At 69.4% G+C, this 14,808-nt stretch carries 10 protein-coding genes; 2 read left to right on the top strand and 8 right to left on the bottom strand.

Going from position 1 to position 14,808, the window contains the following annotated elements; all coding sequences use genetic code 11:
- Positions 1-54: 54 nt before the first annotated feature.
- Positions 55-2,634, bottom strand: coding sequence for an ATP-dependent chaperone ClpB (gene clpB / locus ACMGDM_RS06050; protein ID WP_436803194.1), 2,580 nt, complete (start codon positions 2,632-2,634; stop codon positions 55-57).
- A 275-nt stretch (positions 2,635-2,909) separates the two neighbouring features.
- Between clpB and ACMGDM_RS06045 the strand changes: the two genes are divergently transcribed.
- Positions 2,910-3,983: an NAD-dependent epimerase/dehydratase family protein gene (locus tag ACMGDM_RS06045; protein WP_436803193.1), complete on the top strand. Its 1,074-nt coding sequence runs from the start codon at positions 2,910-2,912 to the stop codon at positions 3,981-3,983.
- 255 nt (positions 3,984-4,238) lie between these two features.
- On the opposite strand, the gene ACMGDM_RS06040 is transcribed toward ACMGDM_RS06045, so the two are convergent.
- Positions 4,239-5,774 carry a DHA2 family efflux MFS transporter permease subunit gene (locus ACMGDM_RS06040; RefSeq protein WP_436803192.1) on the bottom strand — a complete coding sequence of 512 codons (1,536 nt, stop codon included), beginning with the start codon at positions 5,772-5,774 and terminating at the stop codon, positions 4,239-4,241.
- 91 nt (positions 5,775-5,865) lie between these two features.
- Positions 5,866-7,128 (bottom strand): PQQ-dependent sugar dehydrogenase, encoded by a 1,263-nt coding sequence (locus ACMGDM_RS06035; RefSeq protein ID WP_436803191.1) that lies wholly within the window; start codon positions 7,126-7,128, stop codon positions 5,866-5,868.
- Between the two features lie 215 nt (positions 7,129-7,343).
- On the opposite strand from ACMGDM_RS06035, the gene ACMGDM_RS06030 reads away from it, so the two are divergent.
- Entirely contained in the window at positions 7,344-8,777 is a 1,434-nt protein-coding gene (locus ACMGDM_RS06030) for an HWE histidine kinase domain-containing protein (RefSeq protein WP_436803190.1), read from the top strand.
- 19 nt (positions 8,778-8,796) lie between these two features.
- On the opposite strand, the gene ACMGDM_RS06025 is transcribed toward ACMGDM_RS06030, so the two are convergent.
- The 5 genes from ACMGDM_RS06025 to coxB all read right to left on the bottom strand — a co-directional run bounded on the left by ACMGDM_RS06025 (position 8,797) and on the right by coxB (position 14,808).
- Positions 8,797-9,675, bottom strand: coding sequence for a PEP-CTERM sorting domain-containing protein (locus tag ACMGDM_RS06025; protein ID WP_436803189.1), 879 nt, complete (start codon positions 9,673-9,675; stop codon positions 8,797-8,799).
- Between the two features lie 159 nt (positions 9,676-9,834).
- Positions 9,835-11,136: a UDP-glucose dehydrogenase family protein gene (locus ACMGDM_RS06020; RefSeq protein WP_436803188.1), complete on the bottom strand. Its 1,302-nt coding sequence runs from the start codon at positions 11,134-11,136 to the stop codon at positions 9,835-9,837.
- A 108-nt stretch (positions 11,137-11,244) separates the two neighbouring features.
- A complete protein-coding gene (locus ACMGDM_RS06015; RefSeq protein ID WP_436803187.1) occupies positions 11,245-11,613 on the bottom strand; it encodes a hypothetical protein in 369 nt (122 codons plus the stop codon).
- Positions 11,614-11,897: 284 nt separating this feature from the next.
- Entirely contained in the window at positions 11,898-13,565 is a 1,668-nt protein-coding gene (ctaD, locus tag ACMGDM_RS06010; RefSeq protein ID WP_436803186.1) for a cytochrome c oxidase subunit I, read from the bottom strand.
- Positions 13,566-13,569: 4 nt separating this feature from the next.
- Positions 13,570-14,808, bottom strand: a complete 1,239-nt coding sequence (coxB, locus tag ACMGDM_RS06005) for a cytochrome c oxidase subunit II (RefSeq protein ID WP_436803185.1) — start codon at positions 14,806-14,808, stop codon at positions 13,570-13,572.

Below are 14,808 nucleotides of genomic sequence, written 5' to 3'. Positions count from 1 at the left end.
GGCAGGACCGCGGGAGCGCACCCCCGAAGCCTGCCCCGCCCGCATGGACGCGCCTTACCCGACCGCCAACGCCAGCTTGCCGTCGCCCTCGTCGACCCGCACGATCGCGCCGTCCTTCACCTCGCCGCGGAGGATCGCCTCGGCGAGCGGGTCCTGGAGGTAGCGCTGCACCGCGCGCTTGAGCGGCCGCGCGCCGTACACCGGGTCATAGCCGACGCGACCGAGCCACGCCCGTGCCGCGTCGGTGAGTTCGAGCGACACCTTGCGATCGGCCAGCAGCTTGCCGACGCGCGCCACCTGGATGTCGACGATCGGACCCATATGCGCCTGTCCCAGCCGATGGAACAGGATCACCTCGTCGAGCCGGTTGAGGAACTCCGGCCGGAAGTGCGCGCGCACCACCTCCATCACCTGCGGCTCGACCGCCTCCACCGCCTGCCCCTCGTCGAGGTGGGCCAGATACTGGCTGCCCAGGTTCGAGGTGAGGATGATGAGCGTGTTCGAGAAGTCGACCGTGCGCCCCTGGCCGTCGGTCAGCCGGCCGTCGTCGAGCACCTGGAGCAGCACGTTAAACACGTCGCCGTGCGCCTTCTCCACCTCGTCGAACAGCACGACCTGGTAGGGCCGGCGCCGCACCGCCTCGGTGAGCACGCCGCCCTCCTCATAGCCGACATAGCCCGGCGGCGCGCCGATCAGCCGCGCCACCGCGTGCTTTTCCATGAACTCGCTCATGTCGATCCGCACCATCGCGCTGGGATCGTCGAACAGGAACTCGGCGAGCGCCTTGGTCAGCTCGGTCTTGCCCACGCCGGTCGGCCCGAGGAACAGGAACGAGCCGAGCGGCCGGTTGGGGTCCTGCAACCCCGCGCGCGCGCGCCGCACCGCGGTCGAGACCGCGCGCACCGCCTCGGCCTGGCCGATCACGCGCTGGCCGAGCACCTCCTCCATGCGCAGCAGCTTCTCGCGCTCGCCCTCGAGCATGCGGTCGACCGGCACGCCGGTCCAGCGGCTGACCACGCCGGCGATGTCGTCGGCGGTGACCTCCTCGCGCAGCATCGCGCCCTGGGTAGCGCCGGCCGCCTCGGCGAGCTGCTTCTCCAGCGCGGGGATGCGCCCGTAGGAGAGCTCGCCCGCCTTGGCGAGATCGCCCTGGCGCTGCGCCTGCTCCAGCTCGAGCCGCGCGGCGTCGAGCTGTTCCTTGAGCTTGGCCTCGCCCGCGATCTTGTCCTTCTCGGCCTGCCAGCGCGCGGTCAGCTCGGCGGACTGCTGCTCGAGGTTGGCGAGCTCGTCCTCCAGCGTCTCGAGCCGGTCGAGGCTGGCGGCGTCGGTCTCGCGCTTGAGCCCTTCGCGCTCGATCTTGAGCCGCAGGATGCGGCGGTCGAGCGACTCGATCTCCTCGGGCTTGCTCTCCACCTCCATGCGGATGCGGCTGGCGGCCTCGTCCATCAGGTCGATCGCCTTGTCGGGCAGGAAGCGGTCGGTGATGTAGCGGTTCGATAAGGTCGCCGCCGAGACCAGCGCGCCGTCGGTGATGCGCACGCCGTGGTGCAGCTCGTATTTCTCCTTGAGCCCCCGCAGGATCGAGATCGTGTCCTCGACCGTGGGCTCGCCGACGAAGACGGGCTGGAAGCGCCGCTGCAGCGCCGGGTCCTTCTCGACGTGCTTGCGATATTCGTCGAGTGTGGTGGCGCCGACGCAATGGAGCTCGCCGCGCGCCAGCGCAGGCTTGAGCAAATTGCCCGCGTCCATCGCGCCCTCGGACTTGCCCGCGCCGATCAGCGTGTGCATCTCGTCGATGAAGAGGATGATCGCGCCCTCGGCCGCCTTGACCTCGTCGATCACGCCCTTGAGCCGCTCCTCGAACTCGCCGCGATATTTCGCGCCCGCGATCAGCGACCCCATGTCGAGCGCCATCAGCGTCTTGTCCTTGAGCCCGTCGGGCACGTCGCCGTTGGCGATGCGCAGCGCGAGCCCCTCGACGATCGCGGTCTTGCCGACGCCGGGCTCGCCGATCAGCACCGGATTGTTCTTGGTGCGGCGCGCCAGCACCTGGATGGTGCGGCGGATCTCCTCGTCGCGCCCGATCACGGGATCGAGCTTGCCGTCGCGCGCCGCGGCGGTGAGGTCGCGTGCGAACTTCTTGAGCGCGTCGTAGCGGTCCTCGGCACCGGCGGTGTCGGCGGTGCGGCCGCCGCGCAGCTGGTTGATCGCCTGGTTGAGCGCCTCGGGCTTCGCCCCCGCGGCCTGGAGCGCCTTGCCCGCGGCGGTGTTGAGGCTCAGCGCCAGCGCGACGAGCAGCCGCTCGATCGTGATATAGCTGTCGCCCGCCTTCTGCGCGATCTGCTCGGCCTGATCCAGCACGCGCACCGCGTCGTTGGAGAGGCCGGGCGAGGACTGCGCGCCGGGACCGGAAACCGACGGCAGCTTGGACAGCGCGAGATCGGTCTCGGAGACGGCGCGACGCGCGTCGCCGCCGGCGGCCTTGATCAGACCGGCCGCCATGCCCTGCTCGTCCTCGAGCAGCGCCTTGAGGAGGTGTTCGGGCGCGATCTGCTGGTGGCTCATGCGGATCGCGACGGTCTGCGCCGACTGGAGGAAGCCCTTGGCGCGGTCAGTGAATTTCTCGAGGTTCATCGTGACGCCCTGTTGTTCTTTGGCGCGAAGATGGGTGTGGCTTTCAGGCAACACAAGGGGGTGGAGGTGGCCGCGATCACAACCTCCCGCTCTACCGTGATCCTGAACTCGTTTCAGGATCCACCGGGCCGCGAGCCAAGGCGCGGCGGCGCCTGTGGGACAGTGGATCCTGAAACGAGTTCAGGATGACGGCAGGGGAGGGGGCCCACCACCCCCTTGCATTCACGCCCCGCCACGACGAACGAGATGGTTAACCTGAAGTTAGGGAGACCATCGTGGCGCGTATCCTCATCACCGGCGGCTGCGGCTTCGTCGGCCGGCACCTGGTCGCGCGGCTCGCGCGCGAGGGCGGGCATGAGCTGTGGATCATCGACGATCTCTCCACCGGCAAGCCGCCGGCCGAGTGGGAGGTGCCGCGGCTGCGCGCGCTCGGCGAGGAGGGCGGGGTGCAGCGCCACGAGCTGGTCGGGCTCGACCAGCAGGTGCGGCTGATCCGCGCCGACTTTGTCGCGGTAGCGCAGGCCGAGCTGGGGATGACGCCGTCGCTCGGGCTCACGCCGCTGCCGCGCTTCGACGAGATCTACCATCTCGCCTCGGTGGTGGGCGGGCGCAACGTGATCGACAACGACCCGCTCGCGGTCGGCATCGACCTCGCGGTCGACAGCAGCTTCTTTCTCTGGGCTGCCAAGAAGGCGCGGCCCGAGCGGATCCTCTACGCCTCGTCGAGCGCGGCCTATCCGATCGACCTGCAGGAGGCGGGCGAAAGCCGCGCGCTGCGCGAGGACGACATTTCCTTCGACAAGCGGCTCGGCCTGCCCGATTACACCTATGGCTGGAGCAAGCTCACCGGCGAGTATCTCGGCCGCATCGCGCACGACAAATACGGGCTGAGCGTCGGCGTGGTGCGCCCCTTCTCGGGCTATGGCGAGGACCAGGACGTGGTCTATCCCTTCCCCGCGATCGCGCTGCGCGTGGCGGCGCGGCGCGACCCGGTCCGCGTCTGGGGCTCGGGCGAGCAGACGCGCGACTTCGTCCATATCGACGACGCCTGCGACGCCTGCGTGCTGGTGTGCCGCGGGGTGAGCGACGCGCGCGCCTTTAACATCGGCACGGGTACGCCGACGCGCTTCCTCGACCTCGCCGCGCGCATGGTGGCGATTGCGGGCTATGACGCGCCGGTGATCGGCACCACGGGCAAGCCGGTGGGGGTGGCGGAGCGCTACAGCGACCCGTCGCGGATCCGCGACGAGCTCGGCTGGCGCCCGACGATCGCGCTCGACGACGGTATCCGCCGCGCGCTGGACTATGCGCGCGCTCGGTTGGAGCGGGGGATCGAGCCGGAGATGTGAGGAGCGTGCACCGCTTTTCCGCTGTGCCCCGGCGCAGGCCCGGGCGCAGGCGGGAGCGTTTTGGTGGGACTGACGGGCATGCCTTAGCTGGTAGGCCTTCACCGGGAACGAGGTGAGATGTTGATGCCTCTCCAAGCACCACCCGGGCGGACGCCGACGTCCAGTTGGGGAAGGTTGGTGGATCTCACGACCGCTATCCCACCTGGACCCCGGCGTTCGCCGGGGTGGTTCGGGATGGTCGGCGCACCGCTCACATCACCCCCGCCCGCTGATCTCCGCCCCTGCCTTGGGGTCGAAGCGCAAATTGACGAACAGCGCGCCGAACGAGATCGCGGTCACGGTCCAGAAGGCTGCGGTGAAGTCCGGAAAGTCGGGCCGCGTCCGCCCCGCCGCCGCCATCGAGACGTGCAGCGCGGTCGCCCCCGCGCAAATGCCGAGTGACAGCATCAGCTGCTGGAAGGTCGAGTAGAAGCTGGTCGCCGCGCTCATCCGCTCCTTGGCGATCTCGTCATAGGCGATCGTGTTGTAGGCGGTGAACTGGAACGACATCAGGAAGCCCGACACCAGCATGACCGCGAAGATCGCGGGCAGCGGCCAGCCCGGGCGGAACAGCCCGCACACCGCATAGCTCGCGGTAGCGAGCAGCCCAAGCCATACCAGGCTGGTGCGGAAGCCGAAGCGGCGCAGCAGCCGCGGCGCCACCCCCTTCATCCCGAACGAACCGATCGCGGTGGCGAGCGTCATCGAACCGCTCTGCGCCGCGCTCAAGCCGAAGGCGAGCTGCAGCAGCAGCGGCAGCAGGAAGGGCTGCGCCCCCTGCGTGATCCGGGTCAGCGAGCCGCCGAGCACCGAAAGGCGGAAGGTCGGCACGCGCATCAGTGAGAGGTCGAGGATCGGATGGTCCGTCCGCCGCGCGTGGCGCCAGTAGAGCCCCGCCGCGCCCGCGCCGACCGCGATCAGCGTCGCGGCGAGCGAGCCCTCGCCCTGGCGGCTCGCCAGTTCGAAGCCGAACAACAGGCAGCCGAGCGCCACCGCGGAGAGCACGAACCCCGGCCAGTCGAAGCGATGCACCGCGGGTTCGCGCACGTCGACGATGAAGCGCCCCACCAGCAGGATCCCGATCACGCCGATCGGCAGGTTGAGCCAGAAGATCCAGCGCCAGTCGAGATAGTCGACGATGAACCCGCCCACCGGCGGCCCGATGATCGGGCCGATCAGCGCGGGCATGATCAACCATGACATTGCCGACACCATGTCGCGCTTCGCCACCGAGCGCAGCAGCACCAGCCGCCCGACCGGCATCATCATCGCCCCGCCGATCCCCTGCGCGAAGCGCGCCAGCGCCATCGTCGTCAGCGTCGGCGCGAGGCCGCAGGCGAGCGAGCCGAGCACGAACACGCCGATCGCGGCGCGGAACACGTTTTTGGCGCCGAACCGGTCCGCCACCATTCCGGAAGCGGGGATGAACATCGCCAGCGCGACCAGATAGGAGGTGAGCGCAACGCTCATCTCGGGTGCGCGCACCGCAAAGTCGCGCGCCATCGTCGGCAGAGCGGTGGCGAGCACGGTGGCGTCGAGGTTCTCCATGAACATCGCGCAGGCGATGATCAGTGCGACGGTGCGATAGCGCGGGTTGTGCGGCTCACCGCCGTCATGGTCGGCGGTGGTGGTGACGGTGTCGGCGGCGGGGACGATGCCGTCGCGCACCTCCGAGTTGACCGAGGCGATGCCGCGGCGGCGAGGGCGGAGCAGCGGTGGCAAAAGACTCATCGCCGCGGCTAGTGCGCTCATGCGGCAGGGGGATCAACCTAGCGGAGGCGAGGCGTCCAGCCCCCCCCCCGCCGTCCGGCCGGGCCCTCGACGCCGAGGGCCCGGGCTCACCTCACCCCGCGCGCTTGGAGGTCAGCCGCAGCAGCTTCGCGTCGGGGCCGTCCTCGAGCAACCACAGCGCGCCGTCGGGACCGCTCACCACCGAACGGATGCGGTTGCCCATGTCCCAGCGCTCCGCCTCGCGCGCGGTCGTGCCGTCGAACGCGATCCGCACCAGCGCGGTCGCCGCCAGCCCGCCGACGAAGGCGGAGCCGCGCCATTCGGGGAACATGCTCCCGTCGTAGAAGGTGAACCCCGCCGGCGCGATCACCGGATTCCAGTAGAGCGCGGGCTCGGCGAAATCGGGACGCGTCGTCGGATTGGGGATCGGCGTGTCGTCGTAATTGGAGCCGTAGGACACCAGCGGCCAGCCGTAATTGCGCCCGGGCTCGATCAGGTTGAGCTCATCGCCGCCCTTCGGCCCCATTTCGGTCTCCCACAACCGACCCTTGGAGTCGAACGCCAGGCCATAAGGGTTGCGATGCCCGCTGCTCCAGGTCTCGGCCGGAGTGAGGTTCGGCCCCGGCAGCGTCTCGCGGCGCGACGGCGCCTTGGCGGCGGCACCGGTATTCTCGGGCGGGTCGATCATCGCGACGGTGGTGGCGCCGGTCTTGCCCTCGCCCGGATTGCCCGGCGCGGGCTTGCCGTCGAGCGTCAGCCGCAGGATCTTGCCAACCGGCTGGTCGGGGTCCTGGGCCGGCGTCATCCGCTGGCGGTCGCCCGCCGCGAGGAAGAGATGCTGCCCGTCGGGTGCGAAGGCCATATAGCCGCCGAACTGGCCACCCTTGCCGCGCGGCAATTGGCGCCAGATCACCTGCAGCCCGGTGAGCGTCGGCGTGGCGGCGGCCGGATCGATCGTGGCGCGCGCGAGCGCGAGCGCGTCCCCGCCCGCGCCGGGCTCGCTATAGGTGAGGTATAGCGTGCGGTCGCTCGCGAAGCGCGGCGACAGCGCGACCTGGAGCAGCCCGCCCTGGCCCTCGTCGTGCACGGTCGGCACGCCCGCGACCGCGGTCTTCGCGCCCGCCGGGGTGACCAGCCACAGACGGCCCGGCTTCTCGGTCACCAGCATTCGCCGGTCGGGCAGGAAGGCGAGCGACCAGGGTTGGTCGAACGTGGCAACAGTGGCGGTGTTGAACGGCTTGGTCGCCGCGGGCTGCGCCTTGCCGTAATTGACCGGTGCCGCCGCGGGCGTCGCAGTCGTGCCGGCCTGCTGCTGGCGCTGCCCGGCCGCGTCGCTGCTGCTGCCGCATCCCGTCAGCACCGCGGAGATGGTCATAAACGCCAGCATATTCCGAAGCATACAAATCCTCTCAACTGATGCGATCGACCTTACGGATGCCGCGGGCGCTCGCCTAGCGGGAACACGCAGCGTGTGGCGGCGAACGCACCGGGAACGATTGCGGCCAGATCAATCCTGATCTACGCTAATTAACAGTGGACGATCCTTCTCGCGCCTCGCCTCCGTTGCTGCCGAACGAGCCGTCGCCACCGGTGCGCGCGGCCGTGCAGGCGTTCGCGGCGCGGCGCATCAGCGGGGACCCGTGGGTGGCGGCGTTCGACGAGTCGATCACGCCGATGGCGGTGAGCGACCCGACGCTGCCCGACAATCCACTGCTCTACGTCAACCGGGCGTTCGAGGCGCTCACCGGCTTCGCCGCGGCCGAGCTGGTCGGGCGCAACTGCCGCTTTCTGCAAGGGCCGATGACCGACCCTGGCGAGGTGAGACGGCTGCGTGACGCGATTGCGCGGCACGAGCGCGTCGAGGTCGACCTGCTCAACCACCGCCGCGACGGTGCGCCGTTCTGGAACCGGCTGACCGTGGCGCCGGTGTTCGATGCCGCCGGCGCGCTGCGCTTTTACGTCTCCTCGCAGCTCGACGTGACGCTTGAGCGCCACCGCGTGGCGCGGCTTCAGCAGGATCGCGCGCAGCTCGCCGCCGAGGTGGCGGCGCGTGACGCGGCGCTGGCGGAGCGCGAGGAGCGGTTGCAGCTGGCGATGAAGGCGGGCGGGCTGGGCACTTTCTCGATCGAGCCGGCGACGCGTGAGCTCACCGCGTCGGCCAGCTGCAAGATCAACTGCGGTCGCTCGCCCGACGCGCCGCTGTTGCTGGCGCAGCTGCTCGAGTCGATCCACCCCGCCGACCGTCCGCGCGCGACGACGGCGATCACCGCAACGCTCGAGCAGGGCGCGCCTTGTGACATCGAATATCGCGTGCTCACGCCCGCGGGCGAGCAGCGCTGGATCGGGGTGCGCGCGGAGATGCAGTATCGCGGCGACGGCACCCCGCTCGCCATGGTGGGCTTCACCACCAACATTTCGGATCGCAAGTTCGCCGAGGAGCATCGCGCCGTGCTGGCGCGCGAACTGACACACCGGGTCAAAAACATCCTTGCCACCGTCGGCGCGGTGGTGAGCCAGACATTGCGCGAGGCGAACTCGCTCGCCTCGGCGCGGGGCGCGGTGGCCGGCCGGATCGCCAGTCTGGGCGCTGCGCACGAATTACTGGTGCGCGACGAGGTCGAGGGCGCCGCACTCGGTGACATCGTCGCGCGCGTGCTCGCGCCCTTCGCCGATCGCGACGGGCGCCGCTTTGACGCTGACGGGCCGGCGGTGCGGCTCGGGCCCGAGATCACGCTCGCCCTGTCGATGGCGCTGCACGAATTGGCCACCAACGCGATCAAATATGGCGCGCTCTCGGTACCCGCCGGGCAGGTCACGATCCGCTGGACGCTGGCCGAAGACGATGGCGAGCGCCGCCTGCGCTTCTGCTGGACCGAGCAGGCTGGCCCGGCGGTGACGCCGCCGACGCGCGCGGGCTTCGGCACGCGGATGATCGAGCGTGTCTTGGCGCCCCACGTGATCGGCGCGGTGGCGACCGCTTATCCGCCCCAGGGCGCGCGCTTCGAGGTCGAGGCGCTGGTGTGACCCGGTTGCGTCGCGCGCGTCAGCGCGCCGCGCGGGCGCGCAGTTCGTCGCTGGCAATTGCGCGCAGCCGGGTGGCGACGGCGGGATCGATGCCGAGATCGTCCGCGGCGCGCTCACGCCCGTCGAGCACGTGCGGGTCGGTGCCGGTGATGGTGCCGAAGATGATCAGCGCCTCGAGATAATAGCCCTCCGCGCTAGCGTGATACTGGTCCCAGCTCCACAGGCTGACCTGCCCATAGGCGATGCCGTCATAGGGGTTGGCGTCAGCCAGGCCGTCGCGGATCGCGCGATTCCACGCGCGGCCGACCGGCACCGCGGCGGTCAACCTCTTGTCCGCCGCCACCGCGCGGTCGGTCGCGGCGGCGAGTTCGTCCGCCATCGTGTAGATCGACTGACCGGACCAGCGCGCGCCGGGGCGATAGGTGAGGTCCGCGCGCGACCAGGTGGCGACGAGATCGACCGCCACCGTCGGATTGCGCGCGCGGAACAGCGCGGCCAGCGCGCGGGCAGCGCCGACGTGGCGCGCGGGATCGCCGGGGCGCTTCTCGTCGAGCGTGCTATAGCCCTGCAGCACCACCGCGTCCCAGCTTCGATCGATCAGCGCGCGCTTGGTGTCGAGATGCCAGGCGAGCTCCTTGCCCGGCGAGGTCTCGAGGCTCACCTGCCAGTCGAGCCCCGCCTCGTCCGCGAAGGTCTTGAACAAGGCGGGCACGCCACCGACGCCATCGCCGTTGAGATCGGTGACGCGATCGGGGCGATAGCGGTGCACCGGCGAGTTGGCGCCGAAGGTGAAGCTGTTGCCGATGAACAGGATCGTGCTGGCAGCGGCGGCGTGCGGCAGCGCGGCGGCGGCGAGCAGCAGCGCGGCGGCGACGGCGCGAGAGAGGCGGCGGGTCATGCGCCTAGACAGCAGACGCGTGCGCTGCTGCCAAGGCTTGAATGAACAGGGGAACCTGCGCGATCTCGGCGAGCGAGCGGGTCACGCAGGCGGGACGGGTGTGGTCCGCCAAGCCTCGCGCGGCGAGGGGAGGATCTTGGTGATCCTCCCCTCGCATTCTCAGCGTCCGATGCTGGTGTAGTGGAACCCGGCCGCGGCGATCTCGTCGGGCGTGTAGATGTTGCGCAGGTCGATCAGCACCGGCGTCTTCAGCAGCGACTTGACCCGATCGAGATCGAGCGCGCGGAACTGGTCCCACTCGGTCACGATCGCCAGCGCGTCCGCGCCCTCGATCGCCTCGTACGGTCCGGTGCAGTACACGACGTCGCCGAGCAGCTTCTGCGCCTGCTCCATGCCTTCGGGGTCATAGGCCTTCACCGTCGCGCCGGCGTCCTGCAGCGTCTGGATCACCGCAATCGCGGGCGAGTCGCGCATGTCGTCGGTGTTGGGCTTGAAGGTGAGGCCGAGCACCGCCACCGTCTTGCCGCGCACGTCGTCGCCCATGGCGTGGACGATCTTGCGCCCCATCGCGCGCTTGCGGTTGTCGTTCACCGCCACCACGGCTTCGACGATGCGCTGCGGCGCGTCATAGTCCTGGCTGGTCTTGAGCAGCGCCAGCGTGTCCTTGGGGAAGCACGAGCCGCCATAGCCGGGACCGGCGTGGAGGAACTTGGACCCGATGCGATTGTCGAGCCCGATGCCCCGGCTGACGTCCTTCACGTCCGCGCCCACCTTCTCGCACAGGTCGGCGATCTCGTTGATGAAGGTGATCTTGGTCGCGAGGAACGCGTTGCCGGCATATTTGATCAGCTCGGCGGTGCGGCGGCGGGTCACCAGGATGGGCGCGGCGTTGAGGTACAGCGGGCGATACACCTGGCGCATCACGTCGGTGGCGCGCTCGTCCTCGGAGCCGATGACGATGCGGTCGGGCCGCTTGAAATCGTCGATCGCGGCGCCCTCGCGCAGGAACTCGGGGTTGGAGACCACGCCGAAGTCCGCGTCCGGGGCCGCCTCGCCGATGATCCGCTCGACTTCGTCGCCGGTGCCGACCGGCACGGTCGACTTGGTGACGATCACGGTATAGCCGTCGATCGCCTCGCCGATCTCCTTGGCGGCGGCGTAGACGTACGACAGGTCGGCATGGCCGTCGCCGCGGCGCGACGGCGTGCCGACCGCGATGAACACCGCGTCCGCGCCCTTGACGCCGTCCTTGAGATCGGTGGTGAAGCGCAGCCGGCCGGCCTGGACGTTGCGTGCGACGAGATCCTCGAGGCCCGGCTCGTAGATCGGCATCTTGCCGGCGAGCAGCCGCTCGATCTTGCCCTCGTCCTTGTCGACGCAGACGACGTCATGCCCGAAGTCGGCGAAACAGGTGCCCGATACCAGCCCGACATAGCCTGAGCCGATCATGGTGATGCGCAAGGTGGTCGCTCCTCGTTGATTGCCGCCGGGACGCGCCGGCCCCCTATGTGGCAGAGCGCTACCCGTTACGATCGAGCTCTGGCAAGCCGCAAGCGGTGCAGTGCAGCATCAACTGGTTGGATATGGGGCGCTTGGTACAGCTGAGCGGGGCTGCCGCGGCTGCGCGCGACGCCAGCGCCGGCGACGATGCTGCGCCACCGCGGCGATCGCGACGGGCCACATCATCGTGAGCGTAACGTCGCCGAGCGTATCGCGCAGCGTCCAGCCCGGGGAGGCGGCAAGCCAGTCGAGCGCCTCGTTGAGCATCTCGGCGGCGAACACGATGTGGAGCGCGGCAAGCGAGCCGCGACGCTCGCGCAGCACGAGGCGCGCCAGCAGGTAGATCGCCAGCCCGGCATGGACGTGGAGCAGCGGCGCCGGGCCGGCGAGCAAGACGATCTGGTCGATCAGCTGCTTGTAGGCGCGCGCGAGTTCCATCGCGGCGGGTGTAGCGGGGGAGGGGTTACCGAATCGCTAGGAGGGCAAGGCCTCCGACTGGAAACGATCGTCGCATCACGGTGCCGCGCGCACCTGGAGCGCGTTGCTCTCGCGGCCCGGTGAACCCCGGAACACGTCCGTGATGATGGCCGGGCGAAGGGCTGCCGCGGTGACCTGCCACGACCCCGAGGAGGAGGGCGCTATCGGCACGTCAGTTCCCCGACAGCAAACCGGCGCCGCGTCGGATGACGTGGCGCCGGCTGGTGTCAGGCGAGAGCGCCGGATCAGTCGATCTTCGGCAGGGTCTCGAACTGGTGGAAGGGCGGAGGGCTCGACAGCGTCCACTCCAGCGTGGTGGCACCCGCACCCCAGGGATTGTCGGGCGCCTTCTTGCCCGCGAGCAGCGACCAGACGACGTTGACGAAGAAGATCGCCATGCCCGACGCCATGATCATATAGCCCACCGTCGCGACCTGGTTCCAGTGCGCGAAGGCATCAGGGTAATCCGGATAACGCCGCGGCATGCCCTGGAGCCCGAGGAAGTGCATCGGGAAGAACATGACGTTCACGCCGACGAAAAACACCCAGAAGTGCAGCTGACCGAGCAGCTCGGAATACATCCGCCCGCTCATCTTGGGGAACCAGTAATAGAAGCCCGCGAACAGCGAAAACACCGCGCCGAGGCTCAGCACGTAGTGGAAGTGCGCCACGACGTAATAGGTGTCCTGCATGTAATCGTCGACACCGCCGTTGGCGAGCACCACGCCGGTCACGCCGCCGACCGTGAACATGAAGATGAAGCCGATCGCCCAGACCATCGGCGTGGGGAAGCGCAGCGAGCCGCCCCACATCGTCGCGATCCAGGAGAAGATCTTGATGCCGGTCGGCACCGCGATCACCATCGTCGCCGCGGTGAAGTACATCTTCACGTTGACGCTCATGCCGGTGGTGAACATGTGGTGCGCCCACACCACGAAGCCGACCACGCCGATCGCGACCATGGCATAGGCCATGCCGAGATAGCCGAACACAGGCTTGCGGCTGAAGGTGGCGACGATGTGGCTGATGATGCCGAAGCCCGGCAGGATCATGATGTACACTTCGGGGTGACCGAAGAACCAGAACAGATGCTGGTACAGCACCGGGTCGCCGCCGCCGGCGGGGTCGTAGAAGGTGGTGCCGAAGTTGCGGTCGGTCAGCAGCATCGTGATCGCCGCGGCGAGCACCGGCAGCGCCAGCAGCAGCAGGAAGGCGGTGACCAGCACCGACCAGGCGAACAGCGGCATCTTGTGCAGCGTCATGCCCGGCGCGCGCATGTTGAAGATCGTGGTGATGAAGTTGATCGCGCCCAGGATCGAGCTGACGCCGGCGAGGTGGAGCGACAGGATCGCCATGTCGACCGACGGCCCCGGCTCGCCATAGGTGGAAAGCGGGGCATAGACCGTCCAGCCGGTGCCCGCGCCGCCGAAGAAGGGCGATGCCAGCAGCAGCGTGAACGCCGGGATCAGCAGCCAGAAGCTGATGTTGTTCATCCGCGGGAAGGCCATGTCGGGCGCCCCGATCATGATCGGCACGAACCAGTTGCCGAAGCCGCCGATCATCGCCGGCATCACCATGAAGAACACCATGATGAGGCCGTGCGCCGTCACCAGCACGTTCCACAGGTGCAACGCCTGGTCGAAGCTCTGCTCCTGCCCGCCGTGCAGCATCGCCACCCATTGCGGCAGATACTGGATCCCCGGGTGCATCAGCTCGGCGCGCATCAGCCCCGAGATCGCACCGCCGATGATCCCCGCGGCGATCGCGAAGATCAGGTAGAGCGTACCGATGTCCTTGTGGTTGGTGGACATGAACCAGCGCGCGAAGAAGCCGGGCTTGTGGTCGGCGTGCGCGTCGTGGTGGCCATGATCGTGCGCCTGGAAGGCGGACGGGTGGAGCGCGGTGTCGGTCATCGTCTTAGCGTCCGGCTTCGCCGACGCCACCGGGGTTGCCGGTTGCGCCCTGCGGGGAAGGGGTGGGAGTGTCGGTGCCGTTCTCGGTCGGGCCGGTCAGCGCGTTGGTCATCGCCGCCTCGTCCATCACCGCGGCCGAGCCATCGGCGCCGGGCTGCGGGATCACCTTGTCCGAGGGCGTGCCCGCGGCCGGCATCGAACCGCCCTTGGCGCGCACCCAGGCCGCGAACTGCGCCGGCGGCACCGCCTCCACCGCGATCGGCATGAAGGCGTGGCGCGCGCCGCACAGCTCCGAGCACTGGCCGAAATAGAGGCCGGGCTTGTCGATGGTGAAGCTGGTCTCGTTGAGGCGGCCCGGAATGGCGTCCAGCTTGATCCAGAAGGCGGGGACCGCCCAGCTGTGGATCACGTCGTTGGCGGTGGTGATCAGCCGGATCGGCACGCCGACCGGCAGCACGACGCGATTGTCGGTGGCGAGCAGCCGCGGCCCGTCGGCGTCGCTGCGCGCGCGCTCGCCCGCGGCGACCTGGTTGCCCTCCTTGAGCATGTTGGCGGTGATCTCGATCCCGCCGTGATCGGGGTACTGGTAGCTCCAGAACCACTGGTTGCCGATCGCCTTGAGCGTCACCGCGCCGGCGGGCGCCGGACGGAATTGCGCCTGGAGCAGCCCGATCGAGGGCACTGCGATGGCCACCAGGATCAGCACCGGCGCCAGCGTCCACACCACCTCGATGACGGTGTTGTGGCTGGTCTTGGACGGGTTGGGGTTGGCGCTGGCACGGAAGCGGATCACCACGAACACCAGCAGCGCGAGCACGAACAGCGAGATGATCGTGATCAGCGGGAACAGGACGCGATCGTGAAACCAGTGCGCGCGCAGGCCGTTCTTGGTGACCTGCGGCTGGATGTGGATGACGCCGTCGACCGGCTGGCCGATCTTGGGACCGGTGCTCACGACACGCGCGTCCATTGCCGGGGCGCCGTCCATTGCCAGCGCCGGCGCGGCGGGTGCGGCATCGGCCTTCTGCACGGTGCCGCCGGCGGGGCCCTGGTTGGCGTCGGCGGGGCGCAGCCCGCTCGGCGCGGCGGTGGCGCTCGTCGCGGGGCCGGCGCTCGGCGCCGCGGCCTGCGCGGAGGCCCCGCCGGCGACACCCGCCAGCGCGAGCCCGGCCGCGAGCATCAATCCTGTCAGCGCGCCCCGGCGCCCCGCCCCGAAACCTGCCTTGAACCCGGTTGTCAGCAT

This window comes from Sphingomonas larreae (assembly GCF_051400595.1).
Lineage (GTDB): Bacteria > Pseudomonadota > Alphaproteobacteria > Sphingomonadales > Sphingomonadaceae > Sphingomonas.
Note: the sequence above shows the minus strand (reverse complement) of the source record. Positions and strands in the feature narration are given on the sequence as shown.

Excerpts from the sequence above, each read along its gene's own strand:
- coxB (WP_436803185.1), bottom strand. The coding sequence starts at position 14,808 with ATGCTGACAACCGGGTTCAAGGCAGGTTTCGGGGCGGGGCGCCGGGGC.
- ctaD (WP_436803186.1), bottom strand. The coding sequence starts at position 13,565 with ATGACCGACACCGCGCTCCACCCGTCCGCCTTCCAGGCGCACGATCAT.
- ACMGDM_RS06040 (WP_436803192.1), bottom strand. The coding sequence starts at position 5,774 with ATGAGCGCACTAGCCGCGGCGATGAGTCTTTTGCCACCGCTGCTCCGC.
- ACMGDM_RS06035 (WP_436803191.1), bottom strand. The coding sequence starts at position 7,128 with ATGACCATCTCCGCGGTGCTGACGGGATGCGGCAGCAGCAGCGACGCG.
- clpB (WP_436803194.1), bottom strand. The coding sequence starts at position 2,634 with ATGAACCTCGAGAAATTCACTGACCGCGCCAAGGGCTTCCTCCAGTCG.
- ACMGDM_RS06015 (WP_436803187.1), bottom strand. The coding sequence starts at position 11,613 with ATGGAACTCGCGCGCGCCTACAAGCAGCTGATCGACCAGATCGTCTTG.
- ACMGDM_RS06025 (WP_436803189.1), bottom strand. The coding sequence starts at position 9,675 with ATGACCCGCCGCCTCTCTCGCGCCGTCGCCGCCGCGCTGCTGCTCGCC.